At 42.5% G+C, this 20,909-nt stretch carries 17 protein-coding genes and 2 pseudogenes; 6 read left to right on the forward strand and 13 right to left on the reverse strand.

What is annotated here, in order from left to right; translation table 11 throughout:
• Positions 1 to 16: 16 nt before the first annotated feature.
• Positions 17 to 2,344, reverse strand: a complete 2,328-nt coding sequence (locus AACQ38_RS07675; protein WP_165577834.1) for a ComEC family protein — start codon at positions 2,342 to 2,344, stop codon at positions 17 to 19.
• A gap of 908 nt (positions 2,345 to 3,252) precedes the next feature.
• On the opposite strand from AACQ38_RS07675, the gene AACQ38_RS07680 reads away from it, so the two are divergent.
• Entirely contained in the window at positions 3,253 to 4,065 is an 813-nt protein-coding gene (locus tag AACQ38_RS07680) for a 2OG-Fe(II) oxygenase (protein WP_011145919.1), read from the forward strand.
• A gap of 4 nt (positions 4,066 to 4,069) precedes the next feature.
• Positions 4,070 to 4,705, forward strand: a complete 636-nt coding sequence (locus AACQ38_RS07685; protein ID WP_011145918.1) for a LysE family translocator — start codon at positions 4,070 to 4,072, stop codon at positions 4,703 to 4,705.
• Positions 4,706 to 5,011: 306 nt separating this feature from the next.
• On the opposite strand, the pseudogene AACQ38_RS07690 reads toward AACQ38_RS07685, so the two are convergent.
• From AACQ38_RS07690 to ansB, 11 genes and pseudogenes are all read right to left on the reverse strand, one after another.
• Positions 5,012 to 5,065 (reverse strand): annotated as a pseudogene (locus tag AACQ38_RS07690) (hypothetical protein); the annotation flags it as partial.
• Positions 5,043 to 5,261, reverse strand: a pseudogene (locus AACQ38_RS07695) (PAAR domain-containing protein); the annotation flags it as partial. The pseudogenes AACQ38_RS07690 and AACQ38_RS07695, both read right to left, overlap by 23 nt.
• Before the next feature lie 454 nt (positions 5,262 to 5,715).
• Positions 5,716 to 6,000 (reverse strand): integration host factor subunit beta, encoded by a 285-nt coding sequence (gene ihfB, locus AACQ38_RS07700; protein WP_011145915.1) that lies wholly within the window; start codon positions 5,998 to 6,000, stop codon positions 5,716 to 5,718.
• 65 nt (positions 6,001 to 6,065) lie between these two features.
• Positions 6,066 to 7,739 (reverse strand): 30S ribosomal protein S1, encoded by a 1,674-nt coding sequence (rpsA, locus tag AACQ38_RS07705; RefSeq protein WP_011145914.1) that lies wholly within the window; start codon positions 7,737 to 7,739, stop codon positions 6,066 to 6,068.
• Between the two features lie 181 nt (positions 7,740 to 7,920).
• The gene (gene cmk, locus AACQ38_RS07710; protein WP_011145913.1) at positions 7,921 to 8,604 is read right to left on the reverse strand and encodes a (d)CMP kinase; all 684 of its coding nucleotides are present in this window, start codon (positions 8,602 to 8,604) and stop codon (positions 7,921 to 7,923) included.
• Positions 8,604 to 8,792: a hypothetical protein gene (locus tag AACQ38_RS07715; RefSeq protein ID WP_158538117.1), complete on the reverse strand. Its 189-nt coding sequence runs from the start codon at positions 8,790 to 8,792 to the stop codon at positions 8,604 to 8,606. Before AACQ38_RS07715 ends, cmk begins: the two co-directional genes overlap by 1 nt.
• Positions 8,793 to 8,908: 116 nt before the next feature.
• Positions 8,909 to 10,195, reverse strand: coding sequence for a 3-phosphoshikimate 1-carboxyvinyltransferase (gene aroA, locus AACQ38_RS07720; protein WP_165577835.1), 1,287 nt, complete (start codon positions 10,193 to 10,195; stop codon positions 8,909 to 8,911).
• 249 nt (positions 10,196 to 10,444) lie between these two features.
• The gene (gene serC, locus AACQ38_RS07725) at positions 10,445 to 11,533 is read right to left on the reverse strand and encodes a 3-phosphoserine/phosphohydroxythreonine transaminase (RefSeq protein ID WP_165577836.1); all 1,089 of its coding nucleotides are present in this window, start codon (positions 11,531 to 11,533) and stop codon (positions 10,445 to 10,447) included.
• A 171-nt stretch (positions 11,534 to 11,704) separates the two neighbouring features.
• Positions 11,705 to 12,196, reverse strand: coding sequence for a GNAT family N-acetyltransferase (locus tag AACQ38_RS07730; RefSeq protein WP_207631805.1), 492 nt, complete (start codon positions 12,194 to 12,196; stop codon positions 11,705 to 11,707).
• Between the two features lie 8 nt (positions 12,197 to 12,204).
• On the reverse strand, positions 12,205 to 12,480 hold the full coding sequence (locus tag AACQ38_RS07735; RefSeq protein ID WP_165577838.1) for a type II toxin-antitoxin system TacA family antitoxin: 276 nt from the start codon (positions 12,478 to 12,480) through the stop codon (positions 12,205 to 12,207).
• A gap of 169 nt (positions 12,481 to 12,649) precedes the next feature.
• The gene (gene ansB, locus AACQ38_RS07740) at positions 12,650 to 13,693 is read right to left on the reverse strand and encodes an L-asparaginase 2 (RefSeq protein WP_011145908.1); all 1,044 of its coding nucleotides are present in this window, start codon (positions 13,691 to 13,693) and stop codon (positions 12,650 to 12,652) included.
• 138 nt (positions 13,694 to 13,831) lie between these two features.
• On the opposite strand from ansB, the gene ycaO reads away from it, so the two are divergent.
• The 4 genes from ycaO (at position 13,832) to pflA (ending at position 19,924) form a co-directional block, all read left to right on the forward strand.
• Positions 13,832 to 15,595 carry a 30S ribosomal protein S12 methylthiotransferase accessory factor YcaO gene (gene ycaO / locus AACQ38_RS07745; RefSeq protein WP_165577843.1) on the forward strand — a complete coding sequence of 588 codons (1,764 nt, stop codon included), beginning with the start codon at positions 13,832 to 13,834 and terminating at the stop codon, positions 15,593 to 15,595.
• A 319-nt stretch (positions 15,596 to 15,914) separates the two neighbouring features.
• The gene (gene focA, locus AACQ38_RS07750; RefSeq protein ID WP_011145906.1) at positions 15,915 to 16,772 is read left to right on the forward strand and encodes a formate transporter FocA; all 858 of its coding nucleotides are present in this window, start codon (positions 15,915 to 15,917) and stop codon (positions 16,770 to 16,772) included.
• A 55-nt stretch (positions 16,773 to 16,827) separates the two neighbouring features.
• The gene (gene pflB, locus AACQ38_RS07755; RefSeq protein ID WP_011145905.1) at positions 16,828 to 19,110 is read left to right on the forward strand and encodes a formate C-acetyltransferase; all 2,283 of its coding nucleotides are present in this window, start codon (positions 16,828 to 16,830) and stop codon (positions 19,108 to 19,110) included.
• A 73-nt stretch (positions 19,111 to 19,183) separates the two neighbouring features.
• On the forward strand, positions 19,184 to 19,924 hold the full coding sequence (pflA, locus tag AACQ38_RS07760) for a pyruvate formate lyase 1-activating protein (protein ID WP_011145904.1): 741 nt from the start codon (positions 19,184 to 19,186) through the stop codon (positions 19,922 to 19,924).
• Positions 19,925 to 20,340: 416 nt separating this feature from the next.
• Here the strand turns inward: pflA and AACQ38_RS07765 are convergent.
• A partial coding sequence (locus AACQ38_RS07765) for an Rpn family recombination-promoting nuclease/putative transposase (protein ID WP_165577839.1) occupies positions 20,341 to 20,909 on the reverse strand: 569 nt, incomplete at its 5' end.

The following is a 20,909-nucleotide window of genomic DNA, read 5'->3' on the forward strand; positions in this document are numbered from 1 at the left end:
GAAATAGCGGGTTATTCTACTCATGATCACTACGAATACCAAACCACTGATGATACCAACGTGACATAATTTGTTGCCTATAGCTCATCATTTCAACATGATCGCCATAAAAATAACCCGTTATCTGCCCGGATACCGCGGTACTACGCCATTCTGCCCCAATTTTACGATAGCGTCGCTGCACTTTAACCGAAGGAAGTCGCCACGGGCTATAACGTGCAACAGAGGCCAGTGCATATTGTGGTGAGACAGTATGAATAAAAGCGGCTGTAGATGACGTGTTACTACCATGATGTGGAACCTGCAATACGGTCGATCTTAAATTCTCTTTTTCTATTCCCAATAGCTTATATTCCCCTTGCTTTTCCAGATCTCCGGTCAAAAGCAAGCTATGTTTACCATCTTCTACCCGAATGACACAAGATTCGTCATTACCTGCGCGTAATGATCTTACCGGCGGCCATAATACACGGAAGCTCAACCCCTGCCAGAGCCACTGTTCACCGCGTATACATGGAAGATGTTGCTGATTGATTAAAGAACTTCTCACCGCAATACCTGGATATTTTTGTTGTAAGAATGCTAACCCACCGGTATGGTCAAGATGATCATGACTGATAATAATCTGCTCTGGCATTAATCGATGCCAACGCAAATAAGGGATTATCACCCTTTCAGCCATACTGCCAGTTTCCCAACGATTAGCGGTATCAAAAATCAGCGCTTTGCCATCTTTTTCAATGATAACCGCAAGCCCGTGCCCAACATCCAGCATAGAAAATCGCCACAAATAGTCTTCATTGCGCCTCAGATAGCAGAGCATTATCCCTAAAAAAATAGTAATCAGTAATTTATATGATTGCCACCAAGCGAATCGCCAAATAATGACAACAAACCAACCAATAAACGTTATTAATGGGGAAAAACGACCCGTTTCACTCCATGACTGTTGCAAAACTGGCAAAGGGATTAAAGAGAGGGTTACAGAGTAATCAACTAATTGCCATAATAAAGCGTGAATAAAAGAACAAAAGTTGCTGATTAACGCCAGCATAATCAACGGCACAGTAATAAAAGAGATGATTGGCACGGCCCAGAAGTTAGCAAATAAAGCGGCAAAATTGACACCATGAAATAATAATAGCTGGAGAGGAATAAGCATCAGCATCATACCCATTTGCATATATAACCCTCGCAGCCATAACCATTTCCAACCATAACGAAATGGCTCAATTAACGGCGCCCAACAGAACCAAAACATTAGCGCCATCACAGCAAAGAAAGAGAGCCAGAAGCTGTCAGAAAGCACCGTCAGGGGATCAAATAAGAGAATTATTGCGGCTGTCCACAATGCCCACTGCCAAGGGAAACAGAGAATATTTCTATAACGTAAATATAACCAGATCGTTAAACCCAGTAATGCACGAATAGCCGGAATACCCCAACCCGATAGCCAGACGTAATTTATTGCCACTATCCAACCGGCAATCAATGGGAATCTGTGCCCTATCCAGTGCACGGGAAAGAAGAGTTGTAATAATCTTGCCATCCACCAACCAAACATACTGGCAACCGTAATATGCAACCCTGAAATAGCCATAAGGTGAGCCGTACCTGTTTGTTGTAATAATAAATTATCCTCCTTACTTAACCACTGACGTTCTCCGAATGCTAATGCCATCGCAATGCCACTATGCTTCAATTCACGAATATCCGGTGCAATATGACTGACCAATCGCTGACGTAAATTACATTTCCCATCAATTAATTCAGCGTGAATGACTTTTCCTGTTAAAGGTCGGCGGATAGCTAATGCCCTACGCTGGCTATCATATCCACCTTGATTTAGCTGACTATGAACTGGCCGTAATTTCATTTTCAGCCGCCATTCTTGACCAGCACACAGAGATTCAGGCGAAATATCCCAATAAGCGGAAACATACAGTGGCGGAAAAATAACTTTGTTTTCATTCTCAATAATACGCAGGATAACTCTGCCATTCTCTTCATTATCTAATGATAAACTTTCAATAATAACCCGTGATAAATGCGCTTTTTCACTAAAATAGATTATCTGTTCGAGCAGATGATTTCCTTGCCAGCACCCAATAAGAAATGCCAGTAACGAAATTGAAACCATCCGACAAAGACAAAATGGCAAGAATAAGTAGAATAGAGCCAGTAATAGCAATGCCATCATCTGCCATTTCTGTGGTAACTCAGGCAGAAAAAACAAGGGTACAATACCGACAATAATAGCTATTGCAGCCTGATTCACGCTAATAATTGGTATAGGTTGTTTCCAATTTATTGTTATCTTATTTATCACAACTGAAAACCACATCCTTATTCATCCTTACCCTTTTATTTTTCCAGCAGAGTATTGCTTATTTTTTACAAAGCAGCCAGAAGCACAAGAAAAATCATCAAACACCTTCGCAGATTAATTTCAGGCTAATAATCATTTTACAAATATATGCGAACAGCTTCGCAAATACAGAAATTTCCACCTGCTAATTACCCAACAAATGTTATATTGGTTGAAAATGTAACATTGCGATACTGATATCAAATAAAATATCTCGTAAGGTTTTGTCCGTATCTTCATTACAGACATAAATATACCCTATGGATTTCAAGATGGATCGCGACGGCAAGGGAGCGAATCCCCGGGAGCATAGATAACGATGTGACCGGGGTGAGTGAGTGCAGCCAACAAAGAGGCAACTTGAAAGATAACGGGTATAAACATTCTAAGAGCCTATCTCAATAGGCGTAATTGTTGCAGGCCATTCTTATCAATGAACAGTGAACACGGACAGCGCGGAAAAACCGGAGCGTACACGTAGTACGTGAGGATTTTGAGCACTGCCCAGGTTCGCTCTTTATGGCAAAGAAGGGCAAATAAAATAGCCCTATTGGGATAGGCAGTAAGTCATTATGAACTTACGAGAAGTTACATTATCCACTTATTATTATAATTAAATATTAAATTCATTTTTGAAATTATTAACCATGCCTATGAATTAATAGAACAATCAATCTAACCATATGTAAAAAAATAATTATTATCAGACATTACCTCAGTTATTGAGCACTAAATTAGTGAAACTACTTAAATGACTGTCCACTTTTTGTTTTGTGATTAAGATCGCATTGATTAAATTTAAATAATATTAAATTAATATTTCCATTCTATTTTTATATGGAAAGTAATCAAAAAATCATGTTAAATACAATAAGGTGGTTTTTATGAAAAACAAAATAATTGTATCTGACTCTCTGCAAGAACATCATCTTACTAAATTATTTAATGATGAAGTGTTAGCAATCCATATAAAGAAATATGTTGATATCTCTCTTGCAGACAAGCTCTCTGATTTTTTCCTCTCTCACGAAAATCTAGAATGTCATCCTCATGATTTGAAAAAAGGAGATGAAGTTGTTTTAGTTGATTATGGTGTTGATAGAATTGGCCCGTCTTACAACACAACTTTTGGCAAATCCAAAGATAGCGATAGCTATAAAAAATATTTTGAAAATGCGTTACCTGCCATCAGAAACGTCAGAAATTTCTGTGCTCCCATGTTAGCCCCTTTCGATAAATTTCGTTTAGAACTGGATGAAGTATGGTCTGCCGGGGCTAGCATTGCCAACTTTGAAGGTAAAAAGATGCATGCGGGGATTGCCAGAGTGATGAACAGACCAGAACGTTCTTTCATGGTTGAAAAACAACCCCATTTCGATGGTCTTCAACAACAATCTGTCAATTTGTTGGGGCAATTCTCAGTGAATATCTATATAAAAATGCCTGCAACTGGAGGAGAGCTGGAACTGTGGGATGTTCCTGAAATCCCTATCACCGAGTTAATTGAAGATAATGCAGAAAATGATTGGCGAGGCACGCTTCCGCCATCTGTCCTTATTAAACCAGAACAAGGAGATTTAATTATAATAAACACCAGGAAACCCCATGCTATTCGTAGTTTCCCCGAGGGGGGCAGAATATCATTACAAAGCTTCATTGGATTATCACTAAATAAACATCTCATGTTATGGAATTAATTATATGGTTGATGTAATCAGTACATTAGGAACATTTTTTCTTTTAGGATTGGGAGCTGCGGCTCCCGTTGGCCCTATAAATATAGAAATTATGCGTAGACACTTGAATATCAGTTGTCTTCACGCAGTCGTTTTTGGTTTAGGTGCTTGTTTTGCCGATATAATTTATTTATTACTTTTAGGTTTTGGTATATTGCAATTTTTTTCCAATACTATTTTTATGCCTATTTTGGGTTTTTTAGGCGCATTAATGGTCATTTGGTTTGGTATTACCAGCTTCATAAATAAGAAAAATGAGGAAAATATCAATATCATATCCAAACCCTATCATAGGCAATTTTTTGATGGTGTATTGTTGACACTATTAAATCCATACAATGTTATTTTTTGGCTGTCTGTCAGCGCACAACTCAACAATATTGCATCAGGTAAATATAGTTTAGCTATTGGTGCAGCAGGGACAATTATTGGCGTTATTGTTTGGGTTGCCTTTATTAATACTGTGATATTCTTCTCCAGGAAAATGCTCAGTCACCGTGTTATCAAATTTATTAATTACACCAGCGGCGTCGTTCTTATTATGCTTGGAATCTATTTCTTTTCATATTCAATAACACTATTTAATCTGAAATTTTCTTAAGTCAGGAAATGCTATGCCTGAGGGTCCAATAACGTTTTGAATCAAACGAAATTTCATGGAGATCCTTAGGCATAATTAAAATAACTTCTCTGTTTTCATTACTTATTGTTAATTAAACGAGAAAGACTATATACCCTATGGATTTCAAGATGGATCGCGGCGGCAAGGGATCGAATCCCCGGGGAGCATAGATAACGATGTGACCGGGGTGAGAGAGTGCAGCCAACAAAGAGGCAACTTGAAATCCATAGGGTATATAACTTTAAGAACACCTTCTGGGTTATCTTCAATGCCTTCCTCAGGATAAAATATTAAATCACCACCAGAGGCGGTATTCTGATATTTTATCCAATGTGCCAGCCAACTTACGCCCCATGTCAAACATATCTGTTACACCACCGACAATGATGTAAGTGCCGGGATGTTTACCACAAGTAACCTTATCTCCTTCACGAGCCGTTGCTCGCCCATCAAATGTCATGGTGTGGTCACCAGTAATAATCTGGCCGCCACACGTTGTTTTATCACCAACCAGCAGGAAATACCCTATTGCCACCTATTCACTTCTCCATTGATTTATAGCATGAAGAGTGGTTCTAACTGAAATCATCATGTTTTCACCACTTATGGATTAATAAATATTCAATGATGCAATGGATTTCACCTAAAAATATATAGGAATATTCCGAAATTTATCGAAATTAAGTGGCTTGATGCCGGTATTACCTTATATTTTTAACAACTTTTATACATTTATTTATCAAAAGCGAATATCACGAATAAATTTAAAACCAATGACGATATTAATTTTGCATACGAGTGATTTCTGGGGACACAACGTCAGATTGACAGGATTATGGGGAAGGTTTTCTAAGTATAAAAGTTAGCTCTTTTTATATGAGCCTTGATTAGATCAAAAAAGCGCTGACCAAAAGGCCAGCACTTTGTTATGAATCTAAAACAGCATCGAAACACTGTTTAGAATAAGCAATAACTTGTTATCTTCAAACTTAATCGTAGATATTCACGCGATCACGCAACTCTTTCCCAGGTTTAAAATGGGGAACGTATTTACCTTCCAGCTCCACTTTATCACCGGTTTTAGGGTTACGACCTACGCGCGGAGCACGGTAGTGAAGAGAAAAACTGCCGAATCCGCGCACCTCTATACGTTCACCATCTGCCAATGTTATTGCCATATGGTCGAGTATTTCTTTCACTGCATCTTCAACGGTTTTGGCCGAAATATGAGATTGCTGGCCAGCAAGTCTTTCAATTAATTCAGACTTGGTCATGAGTACCTCCCTAAACTACCGCACTTGGATAACACTTACGTGTTATCCACCGTTATTCACTTGAATTATTCGCCTTTCGCTGCTTTGAAAGCTTCAGCCATCGCATTGTTTGCAAAGTTTGCGTCTTCTTGTTTGTTCACAGAAGCGATAGCGTCTTTTTCGTCAGCTTCGTCTTTAGCGCGAACAGACAAGTTGATAACGCGGTTTTTGCGATCAACTCCAGTATATTTAGCTTCAACTGCATCACCCACGTTCAGAACCAGCGTTGCATCTTCAACACGGTCACGAGAAGCTTCTGATGCACGCAGGTAACCTTCAACGCCGTCAGCCAGTTCTACTGTCGCACCTTTAGCATCAACTGCGGTAACTTTACCAGTAACAATAGCACCTTTCTTGTTCACGGACAGGTAGTTATTGAATGGATCTTCTGCCAGTTGTTTAATGCCCAGAGAGATACGCTCACGCTCTGCATCTACTTGCAGAACAACAGCCGCGATTTCATCGCCTTTTTTGTATTCACGAACGGCTTCTTCTCCAGCAACGTTCCAGGAGATGTCAGACAGGTGAACCAGGCCATCAATGCCGCCATCCAGACCAATGAAGATACCGAAGTCAGTAATAGACTTGATCTTACCTTCAACGCGGTCGTTTTTGTTGTGAGTCTCAGCAAATAACTGCCAAGGGTTAGCTTTACACTGTTTCAGACCCAGGGAGATACGACGACGTTCTTCGTCGATATCCAGAACCATAACTTCCACAACGTCACCAACGTTAACCACTTTGGATGGGTGGATGTTTTTGTTGGTCCAGTCCATTTCTGAAACGTGTACCAGACCTTCAACGCCTTCTTCGATCTCTACGAAGCAGCCGTAATCAGTCAGGTTAGTTACGCGACCAGTCAGTTTAGTGCCTTCTGGATAACGCTTAGCGATTGCTACCCAAGGATCTTCGCCCAGTTGTTTCAGGCCCAGAGATACACGGGTACGCTCACGGTCAAATTTCAGTACCTTAACTGCGATTTCATCGCCCACATTGACGATTTCACTTGGATGTTTAACACGTTTCCAAGCCATATCAGTAATGTGCAGCAAGCCATCAACGCCACCCAGATCAACAAATGCGCCGTAGTCAGTCAGGTTCTTAACGATACCTTTAACTTCCATACCTTCTTGCAGGTTTTCCAGCAGTTGATCACGTTCTGCACTGTTTTCAGATTCAATAACAGCACGACGAGAAACCACGACGTTGTTGCGTTTCTGATCCAGTTTGATGACTTTAAACTCAAGCTCTTTACCTTCCAGGTGAGTTGTATCACGAACTGGACGAACATCAACCAGAGAACCAGGCAGGAATGCGCGGATACCGTTCAGTTCAACAGTAAAACCGCCTTTTACTTTACCGTTGATGATGCCGGTAACTGTTTCTGCGTCTTCGTAAGCTTTTTCCAGCATCAGCCACGCTTCATGGCGTTTTGCTTTCTCACGAGACAGAACAGTTTCACCAAAACCATCTTCAACAGCGTCTAACGCAACATCAATTTCATCACCGACCTGGATTTCCAGCTCACCCTGAACATTTTTAAACTGTTCTACAGGAATTGCGGATTCTGATTTCAGACCTGCATCAACCAATACAACGTCTTTATCAATAGCAACAACGATGCCGCGAACGATAGCACCTGGACGAGTTTCAATAGATAGCAGGGATTCTTCAAAGAGTTGAGCAAAAGATTCTGTCATGTTAATGATCTTCAAGATTTTAATTTAACGTCCATTTAGCTTCCCGCCGAATGGGGTTGTTTTACATGCCCTGCTACTATTTCCCTGTAACAAGGTTGTTTGGTTTGCGAAAAAATTTGATACCCACGTACCTAATTTTTAGTACATCGTCATCAATTATAAGCTAAAAACTTAAAATCGCTCAGGTAATTGAGAGAATTTTTTTCGCATAATTTAGCGCCTTGTCGATGACTTCTTCGATAGACATACTGGTTGAATCCAATATTAATGCATCTTTAGCCGGCGCTAACGGCGCAACTGCCCGGTTACGATCACGGTAATCACGCTCCTGTATCTCGGACAAAAGACATTCAAAGTTAACACTAAAGCCTTTTTCCTGCAACTGTAGCATACGTCTGCGTGCACGTTCTTCTGCGCTGGCATCAAGAAATATTTTCACCGGAGCATCAGAAAACACCACGGTTCCCATATCACGGCCATCGGCAATCAAGCCCGGTGCAACCCGAAAAGCACGCTGACGCCGTAACAAGGCTTCACGAACCCGTGGGAAAGCAGCCGCCTGCGAGGCAGTATTGCCGACCGCCTCGGTCCGGATCTCATTACTGACATCCTCGCCCTCAAGCATCACACTGAGCTTCCCTTTTCTAGGGACAAAACGCACATCAAGATTAGCAGCCAGAGGAACTAACGCGTCTTCAGACTGGATATCCACCTGATGATGAATCGCGGCCAGTGCCAACACTCGATAAATAGCACCTGAATCAAGCAGTTGCCAGCCTAAAACCTCTGCCAGTGCCTGGCATAATGTTCCTTTACCTGCACCGCTTGGCCCATCAACAGTTATTACTGGGGCTATCGCCACCATTATTGTTCTCCTTTAGCATGGCAAGTTAACACGTCACCAGATGCTGAATATTTACTCGATAAAATAATCAATATCTGCCGTTGATTATACGCACTCACAGAGTGAACGAAATAAGCGCATGCCATGTAGATATACCCGTTATCTTTCAAGTTGCTTCTTTGTTGGCTGCACTCGTTCACCCCGGTCACATCGTTATCTATGCTACCGGGGATTCACTCCCTTGCCGTCGCGATCCATCTTGAAATCCATTGGGTATAGATTTTGATCAAAGAAATACGCTTTATTAAATCATAATAATCGATAATTATGACTTTCGCTGGCTTAATCTCTCCAATTGATTGAAATAATCAGGAAAGGTCTTTGCTGTACAACCTGGATCGAGAATGGTAACCGGTGTATCGGACAACGCCACCAACGAGAAACACATCGCCATTCGATGATCATTATAGGTGCCAATTTCAGCAGGTAATAATCTTGGTGGCGGTGTGATGCGAATGTAATCAACCCCCTCTTCCACCCCTGCACCGACTTTACGCAATTCAGTTGCCATCGCATGCAGCCGATCCGTCTCTTTTACCCGCCAGTTGTATATATTGCGAATGACGGTCTCCCCTGCCGCAAACAACGCAGTGGTTGCAATGGTCATAGCAGCATCAGGGATCTCATTCATATCCATATCAATGCCAGTGAGAGTGCCACGTTCGCATTCAACAAAGTCATCACCCCAACGAATTTTCGCCCCCATTTTCTCCAGCACATTGGCAAATTTGGTATCCCCTTGCAGGCTATTTTTACCAATTCCAGTCACACGCACAGTGCCACCTTTAATTGCTGCGGCCGCCAGAAAATAGGAAGCAGAAGAGGCATCACCTTCAACCAAATAGTGCCCCGGAGAAACGTATTGCTGTCGGCCTTTAATGTGGAAAATCTGATATTGATCGTGATTTACGGTAATACCAAAACTTTTCATCAATGCCAGAGTGATATCAATATAGGGTTTGGAAACCAATTCCCCCTGAATATGAATCTCAGAATCATTTTCCGCCAATGGCGCAGCCATCAGCAATGCGGTCAGAAATTGGCTGGAAACCCGGCCATCTACCATCACTTTGCCGCCAACAAAACCCCCTTTGACGTGTAACGGCGGATAATTTTCCTGCTCCAGATAATCAATTTCTGCCCCCCCCTGACGCAAAGCATCCACCAGATGACCAATCGGACGCTCTTTCATCCGAGGTTCGCCGGTAAGAACGACGTCATTTTTGCCCAAGCATAACGCGGCGGTTAGGGGGCGCATTGCCGTACCGGCATTACCCAGAAACAGTTCTATCGGGCCTTGATGGGTAATCAATCCACCAATACCGTCAACTTCACAACAGGTACGATCATCAGATAAACGATAACTGATACCCAACGCAGCCAAAGCATTGAGCATATGACGAATATCATCACTGTCCAACAAGTTAGTTAAACAAGTAGCACCTTTGGCGAAAGCCGCCAGTAATAGCGCACGATTAGAAACACTTTTTGACCCTGGCAGGTTAATAGTTCCGTTAATGTAGGAAATAGGTTGTAGCATCAGGGATTGCATAAATAACGGGCTCTCCGGTTCTCGATTACATTGTTTTAATTATATACCCGTCATCTTTCAAGTTGCTTCTTTGTTGGCTGCACTTACTCACCCCGGTCACATCGTTCTCTATGCTCCCGGGGATTCGCTCCCTTGCCGTCGCGATCCATCTTGAAATCCATTGGGTATAAGTGAGTCATTTTTACGTTTGAGGAAATATTTTTTACTTGAATGAGCCGGGAACCATTGTTCCCGGTAATGATTGACAAATTAGCCGTTACGGCGCTCAAAATCAGCCATAAAATCAACTAAAGCCTGAACCCCTTCTATCGACATCGCATTATAAATAGAAGCGCGCATACCACCGGAAACCCGATGCCCTTTCAGTGCCTGCAACCCTTGTGCATCAGCCTCCGCCAGAAACTTGCTATCCAGTGAGGCATCCACCATCTGGAACGGTACATTCATCAGAGAACGATTTTCAGGGGCAATCTGGTTGCGATAAAAATCACTCTTATCAATCACATCATAAAGCAGTTCAGCCTTAGCTCGGTTGCGCTTTGCCATCTCTTGTACTCCACCTTGCTCTTTCAGCCATTTGAAGACCAAACCAGAGAGATACCAGGCAAACGTTGGCGGTGTGTTGAACATGGAGTCATTCTCTGCCAAAACAGCATAGTCGAAAATGGACGGGGTTTCTTTACGGGCTTTGCCCAATAAATCTTCACGCACAATAACTAATGTGATACCAGCAGGACCAATATTTTTCTGCGCTCCCGCATAAATCATACCGTAACGGCTAACATCCAATGGCCCGGAAAGAATAGAGGAAGAGTAGTCAGCAATAATAATTTTATTATCGCTAAAATCCGGCTGTTCATGAATAGCGATACCATCAATAGTTTCATTCGGGCAATAATGAACATAAGCCGCATCATCACTCAATGACCATTCACGCATTGGTTTAACGCTTTTCAAGCCATTAATTTCGGTTTTGATATTAATCACATTCGGCGTGCAGTATTTTTTGGCTTCTTGAACTGCACATGCCGCCCAATAACCGCCATCAATATAATCGGCTTTAACCTTGTCACCCAATAGGTTCATTGGGATAGCGGCAAATTGACCGCGGGCACCACCATGACAGAACAATACTTTATAGTTTTCAGGCACTGATAATAAATCCCGCAGATCATTTTCAGCTTCCTTTGCCACTGCGATAAATTCCTTACCCCGGTGACTGATCTCCATAATTGAAGTCCCAATACCATGCCAGTTACAGAGCTCCTGTTCAGCTCTACGCAATACTTCAACGGGTAACATAGCGGGACCTGAACTGAAATTATATACCTGATTCATTTACCTCACCTTATTCTGACGAAATAACAATGATTGATAACAATAAATAATCTGATATACCGGTTGTACCATTCCCATTTCATTGCTGCAATGGTTATTCAAACGTTGAACAAAACTATCGCAAAAATAGCCAATAAACTTGTTCATTCAGCGCTATTACAGGTGAACCGCTTATTTTTTACCTTTTTTATCTACAGCGATGAGAGGAAGGAATAATGTGAATGGCGAATCGGGTAAAGCAATAAAACCATGATGTCGGTAAAATTGCACTGCATTATCATCTTTTGCGTCAACAAGCAGCGCATAAGATGCAATTTCGGCACGAATGGTCCTCTCAATAGCATCAGCTAGCAATGCTCCACCGAGTCCCTGATTTCTAAATGCCTGATCAACGGCCAACCTCCCCATCCGTACTGCCGGCACTGTTGGGTATCGTGGCAATTTCTTAATAGTAGCTGTCGGGAGGTTGGCCAACTGGATACCGGCAGCAGCCAGAGTATAATATCCCGCTACACGGTAATCATGAAGCGCAACAAAACAAGCTGCTACGCGGCACCTAACATCCTGACCAACCTGTCTCTGAAAGTAACCATCTAGAAATTCTGAACCACTGTAGAACGAATCACGATCGTGTTCTTCGTTGAGTTGCATAACATCAAACATCGTGGAACTCATTCTGATCGTAACAAAGAGCGGTGCCGTGCAAATGCACGTTCAAGCGCCGGAGCCGATTCCGGTGGATTCAGCAATGCCTGCGCAAAACATTGCTGATCGGCCAGAGACAAACGGAGTACTTCTGACTGCTCAATTGCGCGTTGCGCCGCATCCTGTGCAGCAGACACAACAAAATCAGTCATAGTACGTCCTTGAATTTCAGCGGCCCGTTTAATCAGGGCATGTAGTTCAGGATTCATACGCGCCTCAAAACGCGCGGTGGAAGTAGCCATAATAGACCTCGACTAAAATTATCCGGCAAATTTCCGTACAAATAATATCTTAGCTACTTTTTGAGCAGAATGCTACTTTCAACTGCTAGTTTTAATCAGCGCGTTTCCTCGCTATAGAGCTCGAAACTCCGTCACCCGCACGCCCTATTTGTTATCTCTGAATCACGAATCAATATTTCACAAACATCTCGTGAATTTTCACCGGATTACGTGTTTCAGTCAGAGCTAATTGTAAAAGTACTCTGGCCTTTTGCGGATTCAAACGTTCAGAAGCGACAAAGCCATGTTTGCTATCGTCTACTTCCGCATCCTGAGTAACATATCCCACCGGTACACGGCTTGATCTGACGACCACAACCCCATCTTTAGCCGCCAAGGCCAGAGTATCGAAAATCGCCTTGTACATATTACCGTTGCCCACACCAGCGCTGACAATGCCTTGGTAACCATCTTTCAACAGAGCTTTCGCCGGCAGATCAGACGCATTGGCATAGTTATAAACAATACCTACTTTCGGCAGCTTATCGAGTTTACTGACATCAAAAATAGCCTTATTGGCTCTCGGCTTCGCGTCAGCATAATAATTGACTTTGCCATTATGAACAAAGCCCTCAGCACCCGCATTAACTGGCTGGAACGCCTGAACTTCGGTGGTGCTCATTTTCACCACGGTGCGCCCACTGATAACCGCATCATTCATTGCCATCAACACACCGCGTTTGGCTGATGCTGTATCACCGGCAACGACCACAGCGTTATACAGATTTAACGGGCCATCAGCACCAAGCGCTGTAGATGGACGCATCGCTCCAACCATGACAATGGGTTTCTGGCAGTGGGTAGTCAGATCGAGGAAGTAAGCGGTTTCTTCCATCGTGTCAGTACCATGGGTGATAACAAAACCATCGGTCTTGTCACAATCAGCGTTGATTCTTTTCGCTAGCGTTAACCACACCTGATCATTCATATCTTGCGAGCCAATACTCACCACCTGTTCACCTTTTAGGTTGGCGATATTTTTGATCTCAGGAACAGCATTGACTAATTCATCAATGGCAACCCTTCCAGCAACATAGTTGGATTGGATTGCAGACTTCCCGCCACCCGCGATCGTCCCTCCCGTCGCCAAAAGTGTAATATTTGGTAAAGCAAAAGCAGAACCACTAATTAATGCCAATAAACTGGCTAAAGCTGTGTGTTTCATCTTTTTCATGCTTCTTCCTTAATAAAAAATATCCTGTTAAATTATGGATGATGATAACAATAAATCTGTGATACATACCAGACTTTAGCTACTGAAAAAAAACTCGTATGATGAGCGCCCCATAACGAGCACTCATAAGTGAATACCATGATGCAAACCTTTATTCCCGGCAAAGATGCCGCACTGGAAGACTCAATCAACCGTTTTCAGCAAAAACTGCAACACCTTGGTTTTAATATCGAAGAAGCCTCATGGCTGAATCCGGTTCCTCATGTCTGGTCGGTTCATATCCGTGACCGCGATTGTCCTCTCTGTTTTACCAACGGCAAAGGTGCTAGCAAAAAAGCCGCTTTAGCTTCTGCTTTAGGGGAGTATTTTGAACGCCTGTCAACCAACTATTTTTTTGCTGACTTCTATTTAGGCGAAGCTATCGCTAACGGTGATTTTGTCCATTATCCGAATGAAAAATGGTTTGCTTTACCGGACGATAATTCTTTGCCAGCAGGCATTCTGGATGACCGGTTACACCAATTTTATAATCCTGAAAATGAGTTATGCGCCAGTCAGTTAGTCGATTTGCAGTCAGGTAATGAAGAGCGTGGTATCTGCTCACTGCCGTTTACTCGTCAATCTGATCATCATACCGTCTATATTCCGATGAATATTATTGGCAATCTTTATGTTTCCAATGGTATGTCAGCCGGCAACACGATGAATGAAGCCAGAGTTCAGGGATTATCTGAAGTTTTTGAACGCTATGTGAAAAATCGTATTATCGCCGAAGGCATCAGCCTGCCAGAAATTCCCCAGGAAGTGATGAATCGTTATCCCGACGTTGTTGCCGCAGTCAGCAAATTACAGGATGAAGGTTTCCCACTCTATTGTTATGACGCCTCTCTCAGTGGGCAGTTCCCGGTTATTTGCGTCGTGCTGTTTAATCCTAATAACGGGACTTGTTTCGCCTCTTTTGGTGCACATCCTGAATTTGGTGTAGCACTGGAACGTACTGTGACCGAATTATTACAAGGACGCAGTTTGAAAGATCTGGATGTGTTCAATGCGCCGACTTTTGATAATGAAGAAGTGGCAGAACATACTAATCTGGAAACTCACTTTATCGATTCGAGCGGTTTAATCAGTTGGGATTTATTCAAACAAGATGCTGATTATGCGTTCGCTGACTGGAGTTTCAGCGGCACGACCGAAGAAGAATTCGCCACTTTGATGGCTATCTTCAAACAATTGGATGCCGAAGTTTATATTGCTGACTACGAGCACCTTGGTGTTTATGCCTGCCGTATTTTGGTTCCGGGAATGTCTGATATTTATCCTGTGGAAGATTTACATCTTGCTAATAACACGATGGGAATCCATCTGCGGGAAGCTTTATTAGCATTACCGGATAGCCAGTGGCAAGCCGAAGAATATCTGGCGCTGATTGAGCAATTAGATGAAGAAGGTTTGGACGATTTTACCCGTATCCGTGAGTTACTTGGCATTGCGGTAGGTAAAGATAATGGCTGGAGCAATTTACGAATTGGTGAGCTGAAATCCATGTTGGCGCTGGCGGGCGGTGATTTGGAGCAGGCTTTAATTTGGGTAGAATGGACCCAAGATTTTAACACCTCAATCTTTACGGCCGAACGCGCTAATTATTATCGCTGTTTGCAAACACTGCTTTTACTTGCTCTGGAAGCGGATAAAGCGCCTGCACAATATTATCAAGCATTCATAAAAATGTATGGGCAAGATGCTGTTGAAGCAGCATCAGCAGCTATTTCTGGTGAACACTGTTTTTATGGCCTGTGGTCAGTCGATGCAGATTTAAAATCACTGCCCGCTCATCAGGCTTTATTGGCTGCTTATGAGAAGCTGCAAAAAGCAAAATGCGATTTCTGGAACGCAAAATAAAATTGTAGAAAAGACAATTCATAATTAAAAGTAAAATCCAGGTTAAATTAAATTTATTTGCAACAACAAATAAACAACAATTTGACCTGTAATTTTACTTACCAAACGTCCTACTAATGGGTTAAATAAAAAAATATTATAATTTTTAAAATTTTTTTATTTTATTAAAATCAATAGGTTAAATTGAATTTAAACCGTTTTCACTCCCCAAAACAGAGTCCACTCTTAGGGAATTATGATCTATATCAAATTCTCCCCTTCACGCCTTTGTTACTATCATTACGTACCGTAACTTATTAATGATAAAGAGAATGTTGGTATGAAAGCTGACACCCCCTTTAACCTATTACCCCCTGCGATAATGACACAAATCGCCAATGACATTGGTGTTTATAAAACGACTAAACCTGTTGCCATTACCTATCTGTCAGCAATAACTGCCGGGATTTTTATTTCCATTGCATTCGTCTTTTATATTACCGCGACTACAGGAACCACATCTGTCCCTTATGGGCTAGCTAAATTAGTTGGCGGCATCTGTTTTTCCCTTGGATTAATGTTAGTCGTCGTTTGCGGAGCAGATTTATTTACTTCCACTGTGTTAACGATTATTTCCAAAGCCACCGGGCGTATAACCTGGTATCAAATGATGATAAACTGGATTAACGTTTATTTCGGTAATTTGATTGGCGCACTATTTTTCGTCGCCATTATCTGGTTTGCCGGTCAATACCATGTTGCCGATGGATTATGGGGCCTGAATGTCTTGCAAACAGCAAACCATAAAATACACCACTCTTTTATTGAAGCGCTATTTTTAGGCATTCTCGCCAATTTAATGGTTTGTCTCGCTGTTTGGATGAGTTATGCCGGACGTAGTTTAATGGACAAAATATTCGTCATGATTTTGCCAGTAAGTATGTTCGTTGCCAGCGGCTTTGAGCACAGTATTGCGAATATGTTTTTAATCCCACTTAGCATTGCTATTAAGCATTTCGCACCAACTGAATTTTGGATTAACGTGGGAGCAACACCTGAACAATTTTCTCAACTCACCATTTCACACTTTATTACTAACAATTTAATTCCAGTCACTATTGGTAACATTATCGGTGGCGCTATTTTGGTGGGTTTAACTTACTGGTCAATTTATCTGCGTAGTGAGCAAAAACATTAATTAGCTCTCTCGCCTGATTTCTTAAAAGTTCGATTATTACAAAGGTAGAAGTATCATGACTGAATTAAATAAAAAGTTCTCTGTAGCATGGCAAGATTTTAACCAAGGTGATTGGCAAAGCGAAGTCAATGTTCGTGACTTCATCCAAAAAAACTATACGCCATATGAGGGTGATGAATCTTTCCTGTCAGGTGCGACAAAAGCGACCGATACCTTATGGGAAAAAGTCATGGAAGGTATCAAAATCGAAAACCGCACTCATGCGCCAGTTGATTTTGATACTGATGTTGCTGCTACTATTACCTCCCACGACGCAGGTTATATCGAAAAAGATCTGGAAACCATTGTTGGCCTGCAAACGGAAGCTCCATTAAAACGTGCCCTAATCCCATTTGGTGGCATCAAAATGGTGGAAGGCTCATGTAAAGTTTATGGTCGTGAACTCGATCCTAAATTGAAACAGATTTTCACTGAATACCGCAAAACGCATAATCAAGGCGTTTTCGATGTTTACACACCAGATATTCTTAAATGCCGAAAATCTGGTGTTCTGACAGGTCTGCCTGATGCCTATGGCCGTGGTCGCATTATTGGTGACTACCGTCGTGTTGCAGTATACGGTATCGATTTCTTGCGTGATGATAAATTAGCTCAGTTCAATTCATTGCAGGAAAAGCTGGAAAACGGTGAAGATCTGGCAATGACTATTCAATTGCGTGAAGAAATCGCTGAACAGCACCGCGCTCTGAGCCAAATTAAAGAGATGGCGGCTAAATACGGCTATGATATCTCTGGCCCCGCCACTGACGCTAAGGAAGCAATACAGTGGACTTATTTCGCTTATCTGGCGGCGGTTAAGTCTCAAAATGGTGCCGCAATGTCCTTCGGTCGCGTTTCCAGTTTCCTGGATATCTACATCGAACGTGACCTGAAAGCGGGTAAGCTGACAGAAGTTGAAGCTCAGGAATTAATTGACCATCTGGTGATGAAATTACGTATGGTTCGTTTCCTGCGTACCCCTGAATATGATGAACTATTTTCCGGTGACCCAATCTGGGCAACAGAATCGCTGGCAGGTATGGGGATAGATGGTCGCACGCTGGTGACTAAAAATAGTTTCCGTTTCCTGAACACCCTATACACAATGGGCCCATCACCAGAACCCAACATGACCATCCTATGGTCCGAAAAACTGCCGACAAATTTCAAAAAATTCGCGGCAAAAGTTTCCATCGATACCTCATCTTTGCAATATGAGAACGATGATTTGATGCGCCCTGACTTCAACAACGATGATTACGCTATTGCTTGTTGCGTCAGCCCTATGATTGTGGGTAAACAGATGCAATTCTTCGGTGCCCGCGCAAATCTGGCTAAAACGATGCTGTACGCCATTAACGGCGGTGTAGATGAAAAGCTGAAAATGCAGGTTGGCCCGAAAGAAGAGCCAATAAAAGATGAAGTGCTGGATTACGACAAGGTTATGGCCCGCATGGATCACTTTATGGATTGGCTGGCAAAACAGTATGTTACTGCACTAAACATCATTCACTATATGCATGATAAGTATAGCTATGAAGCGGCACTGATGGCACTGCACGACCGTGATGTTTACCGTACTATGGCCTGTGGCATTGCCGGTCTGTCTGTCGCTGCTGACTCATTGTCTGCCATCAAATATGCCAAAGTGACACCGATCCGTGATGAGGATGGTTTAGCGGTTGATTTCAAGATTGAAGGTGAATATCCACAATTCGGTAACAACGACTCGCGTGTTGATGATATCGCCTGTGATTTGGTTGAACGTTTCATGAAAAAAATCCAGAAACTGAATACTTATCGCAACGCGGTACCGACACAATCCGTTCTGACCATCACTTCTAACGTGGTATATGGTAAGAAAACCGGTAACACCCCTGACGGACGTCGTGCTGGCGCACCATTTGGGCCCGGAGCCAATCCAATGCATGGTCGCGATCAAAAAGGTGCCGTCGCCTCTTTGACCTCTGTGGCTAAATTGCCCTTCGCCTATGCAAAAGATGGTATCTCTTATACCTTCTCTATCGTACCAAACGCGTTAGGCAAAGATGATGAAACACGCAAAACTAATCTGGCTGGTTTGCTGGATGGTTATTTCCATCATGAAGCAGAAATTGAAGGTGGTCAGCATTTGAACGTCAATGTGATGAACCGTGACATGCTGCTTGATGCCATGGAAGACCCTGAAAAATATCCTCAACTCACTATCCGGGTATCAGGTTATGCCGTACGTTTCAACTCACTGACTAAAGAGCAACAACAGGATGTAATTACCCGTACTTTCACCCAATCTATGTAATAATTTGTTAGCACAGGCCCTGAATTTTAGGGCCTCTATTCGTTTATCCTGCCAGTTTTGGAGTAAACCTGTTATGTCCGTACTTGGTCGTATCCACTCTTTCGAATCCTGTGGCACCGTTGATGGCCCCGGTATCCGGTTTATTGTTTTCTTTCAAGGTTGCCTGATGCGTTGTCTCTATTGCCATAACCGCGACACATGGGATACCCACGGCGGCAAAGACGTGACCGTTGAAGAATTGATAAAAGAAGCAACAGCCTATCGTCATTTTATGAACGCATCCGGTGGCGGGGTTACTGCATCGGGTGGTGAAGCCGTTCTTCAAGCTGAATTTGTACGTGACTGGTTCCGAGCCTGTCATGCCGAAGGTATTCATACTTGTCTTGACACTAATGGATTTGTCCGCCGCTATGGTCCAGTTATTGATGAATTGATGGATGCAACAGATCTCGTTATGCTCGATTTGAAGCAACTTAATGATGAGATTCATCAGAAATTAGTCGGTGTCTCCAATCATCGCACCTTGGAGTTTGCCCGCTATCTGGCTAAACGTAACCAGAAAACTTGGATCCGTTACGTTGTAGTTCCCGGCTGGTCCGATGATAATGAATCCGCTCATAAGCTAGGTGAATTTACCAACGATATGAAAAATATTGAAAAAATAGAACTTCTGCCTTATCACGAACTGGGTAAACATAAATGGACGACTATGGGGGAAAAATATCAGTTGGAAGGTGTAAAACCGCCTGCAAAAGAGACTATGGAGAGAGTGAAAAACATTTTGGAAAGTTATGGTCATAAGGTTATCTATTAATTAAATTATTTAACTTTTATCTCTGAAATAAAGTCGCAATAACACCTTCAGAATATCAATGGCTTTTAATCATTGCATTATGTGGCAAGTTCCCCGGTACTAGAATTTTTAAGCTTTGATACCTTACAACAAAGGGGTTCACGAACTCTGTTCGGATGCCAAAATCAGTAATAAAAGGTCACATCAGGCACATGAACATTAAGGTTTTGACGAAACAGAACGAGTTATTTGTTTCCGCAAACAACTCACTTAATCGCGTTCCCCATGCTCTTATGGCCCCTATAAAGCTGCTTCCGTCTGATAGGTTTCAGCTTCGCCGGGCAAACGTAAAAATCCCTTGTATAACCATCATCCTGAATAAGAACAAAAATGCCGAACTTGAATATCGGCATTTTGCTGTGAAAGAGGAGATTAATTTAATGCTTTAACGCTTCGATTTTATCCCGGCTCAGGCCGGTACTGGTGACAATAATGTCCAAACTCACGCCATGCCGTAATAAGGCACAAGCCGTTTCCAGTTTACCTTCCTCTCGGCCTTCTTCTCGACCTTCCTCTCGACCTAGCTCAATACCTTGCTTGATACCTCGCTCAAGCCCTTTTTGTTCAAGCTGTTCTGCAATAGTCATCAACATCGTTTCATGCTCCGGAGATTGTTCAATCAGTTGATGGACAAAGTGTGAGAGATCCGGCGTATGTCCATTCAGTAAAATATAGCGTAACACCACATTGCGCTGCTCAGTTGTATTATACCCCGCATTCAAGAGTTCCACCAATTGGAGGAGCCATTCCTGCATATCCCGGCAGCGAATATGTTTTTGCACCAGCTCCATCAGGGCTACCCCTTTATGCGTCAGGATCTCTTCATCGCTGAGCACACTGACGTCCACCAACGGAAACGCCTGACGGTATAAGCGAGCCGCCTGTTCGGGGAGCGTGAAACAATCCAGCCACCGGTTTGAGTAAGGATACGGCCGAATCTCACCAT

The sequence above is a fragment of the Photorhabdus sp. RW14-46 genome (assembly GCF_963887965.1).
Lineage (GTDB): Bacteria > Pseudomonadota > Gammaproteobacteria > Enterobacterales > Enterobacteriaceae > Photorhabdus > Photorhabdus laumondii.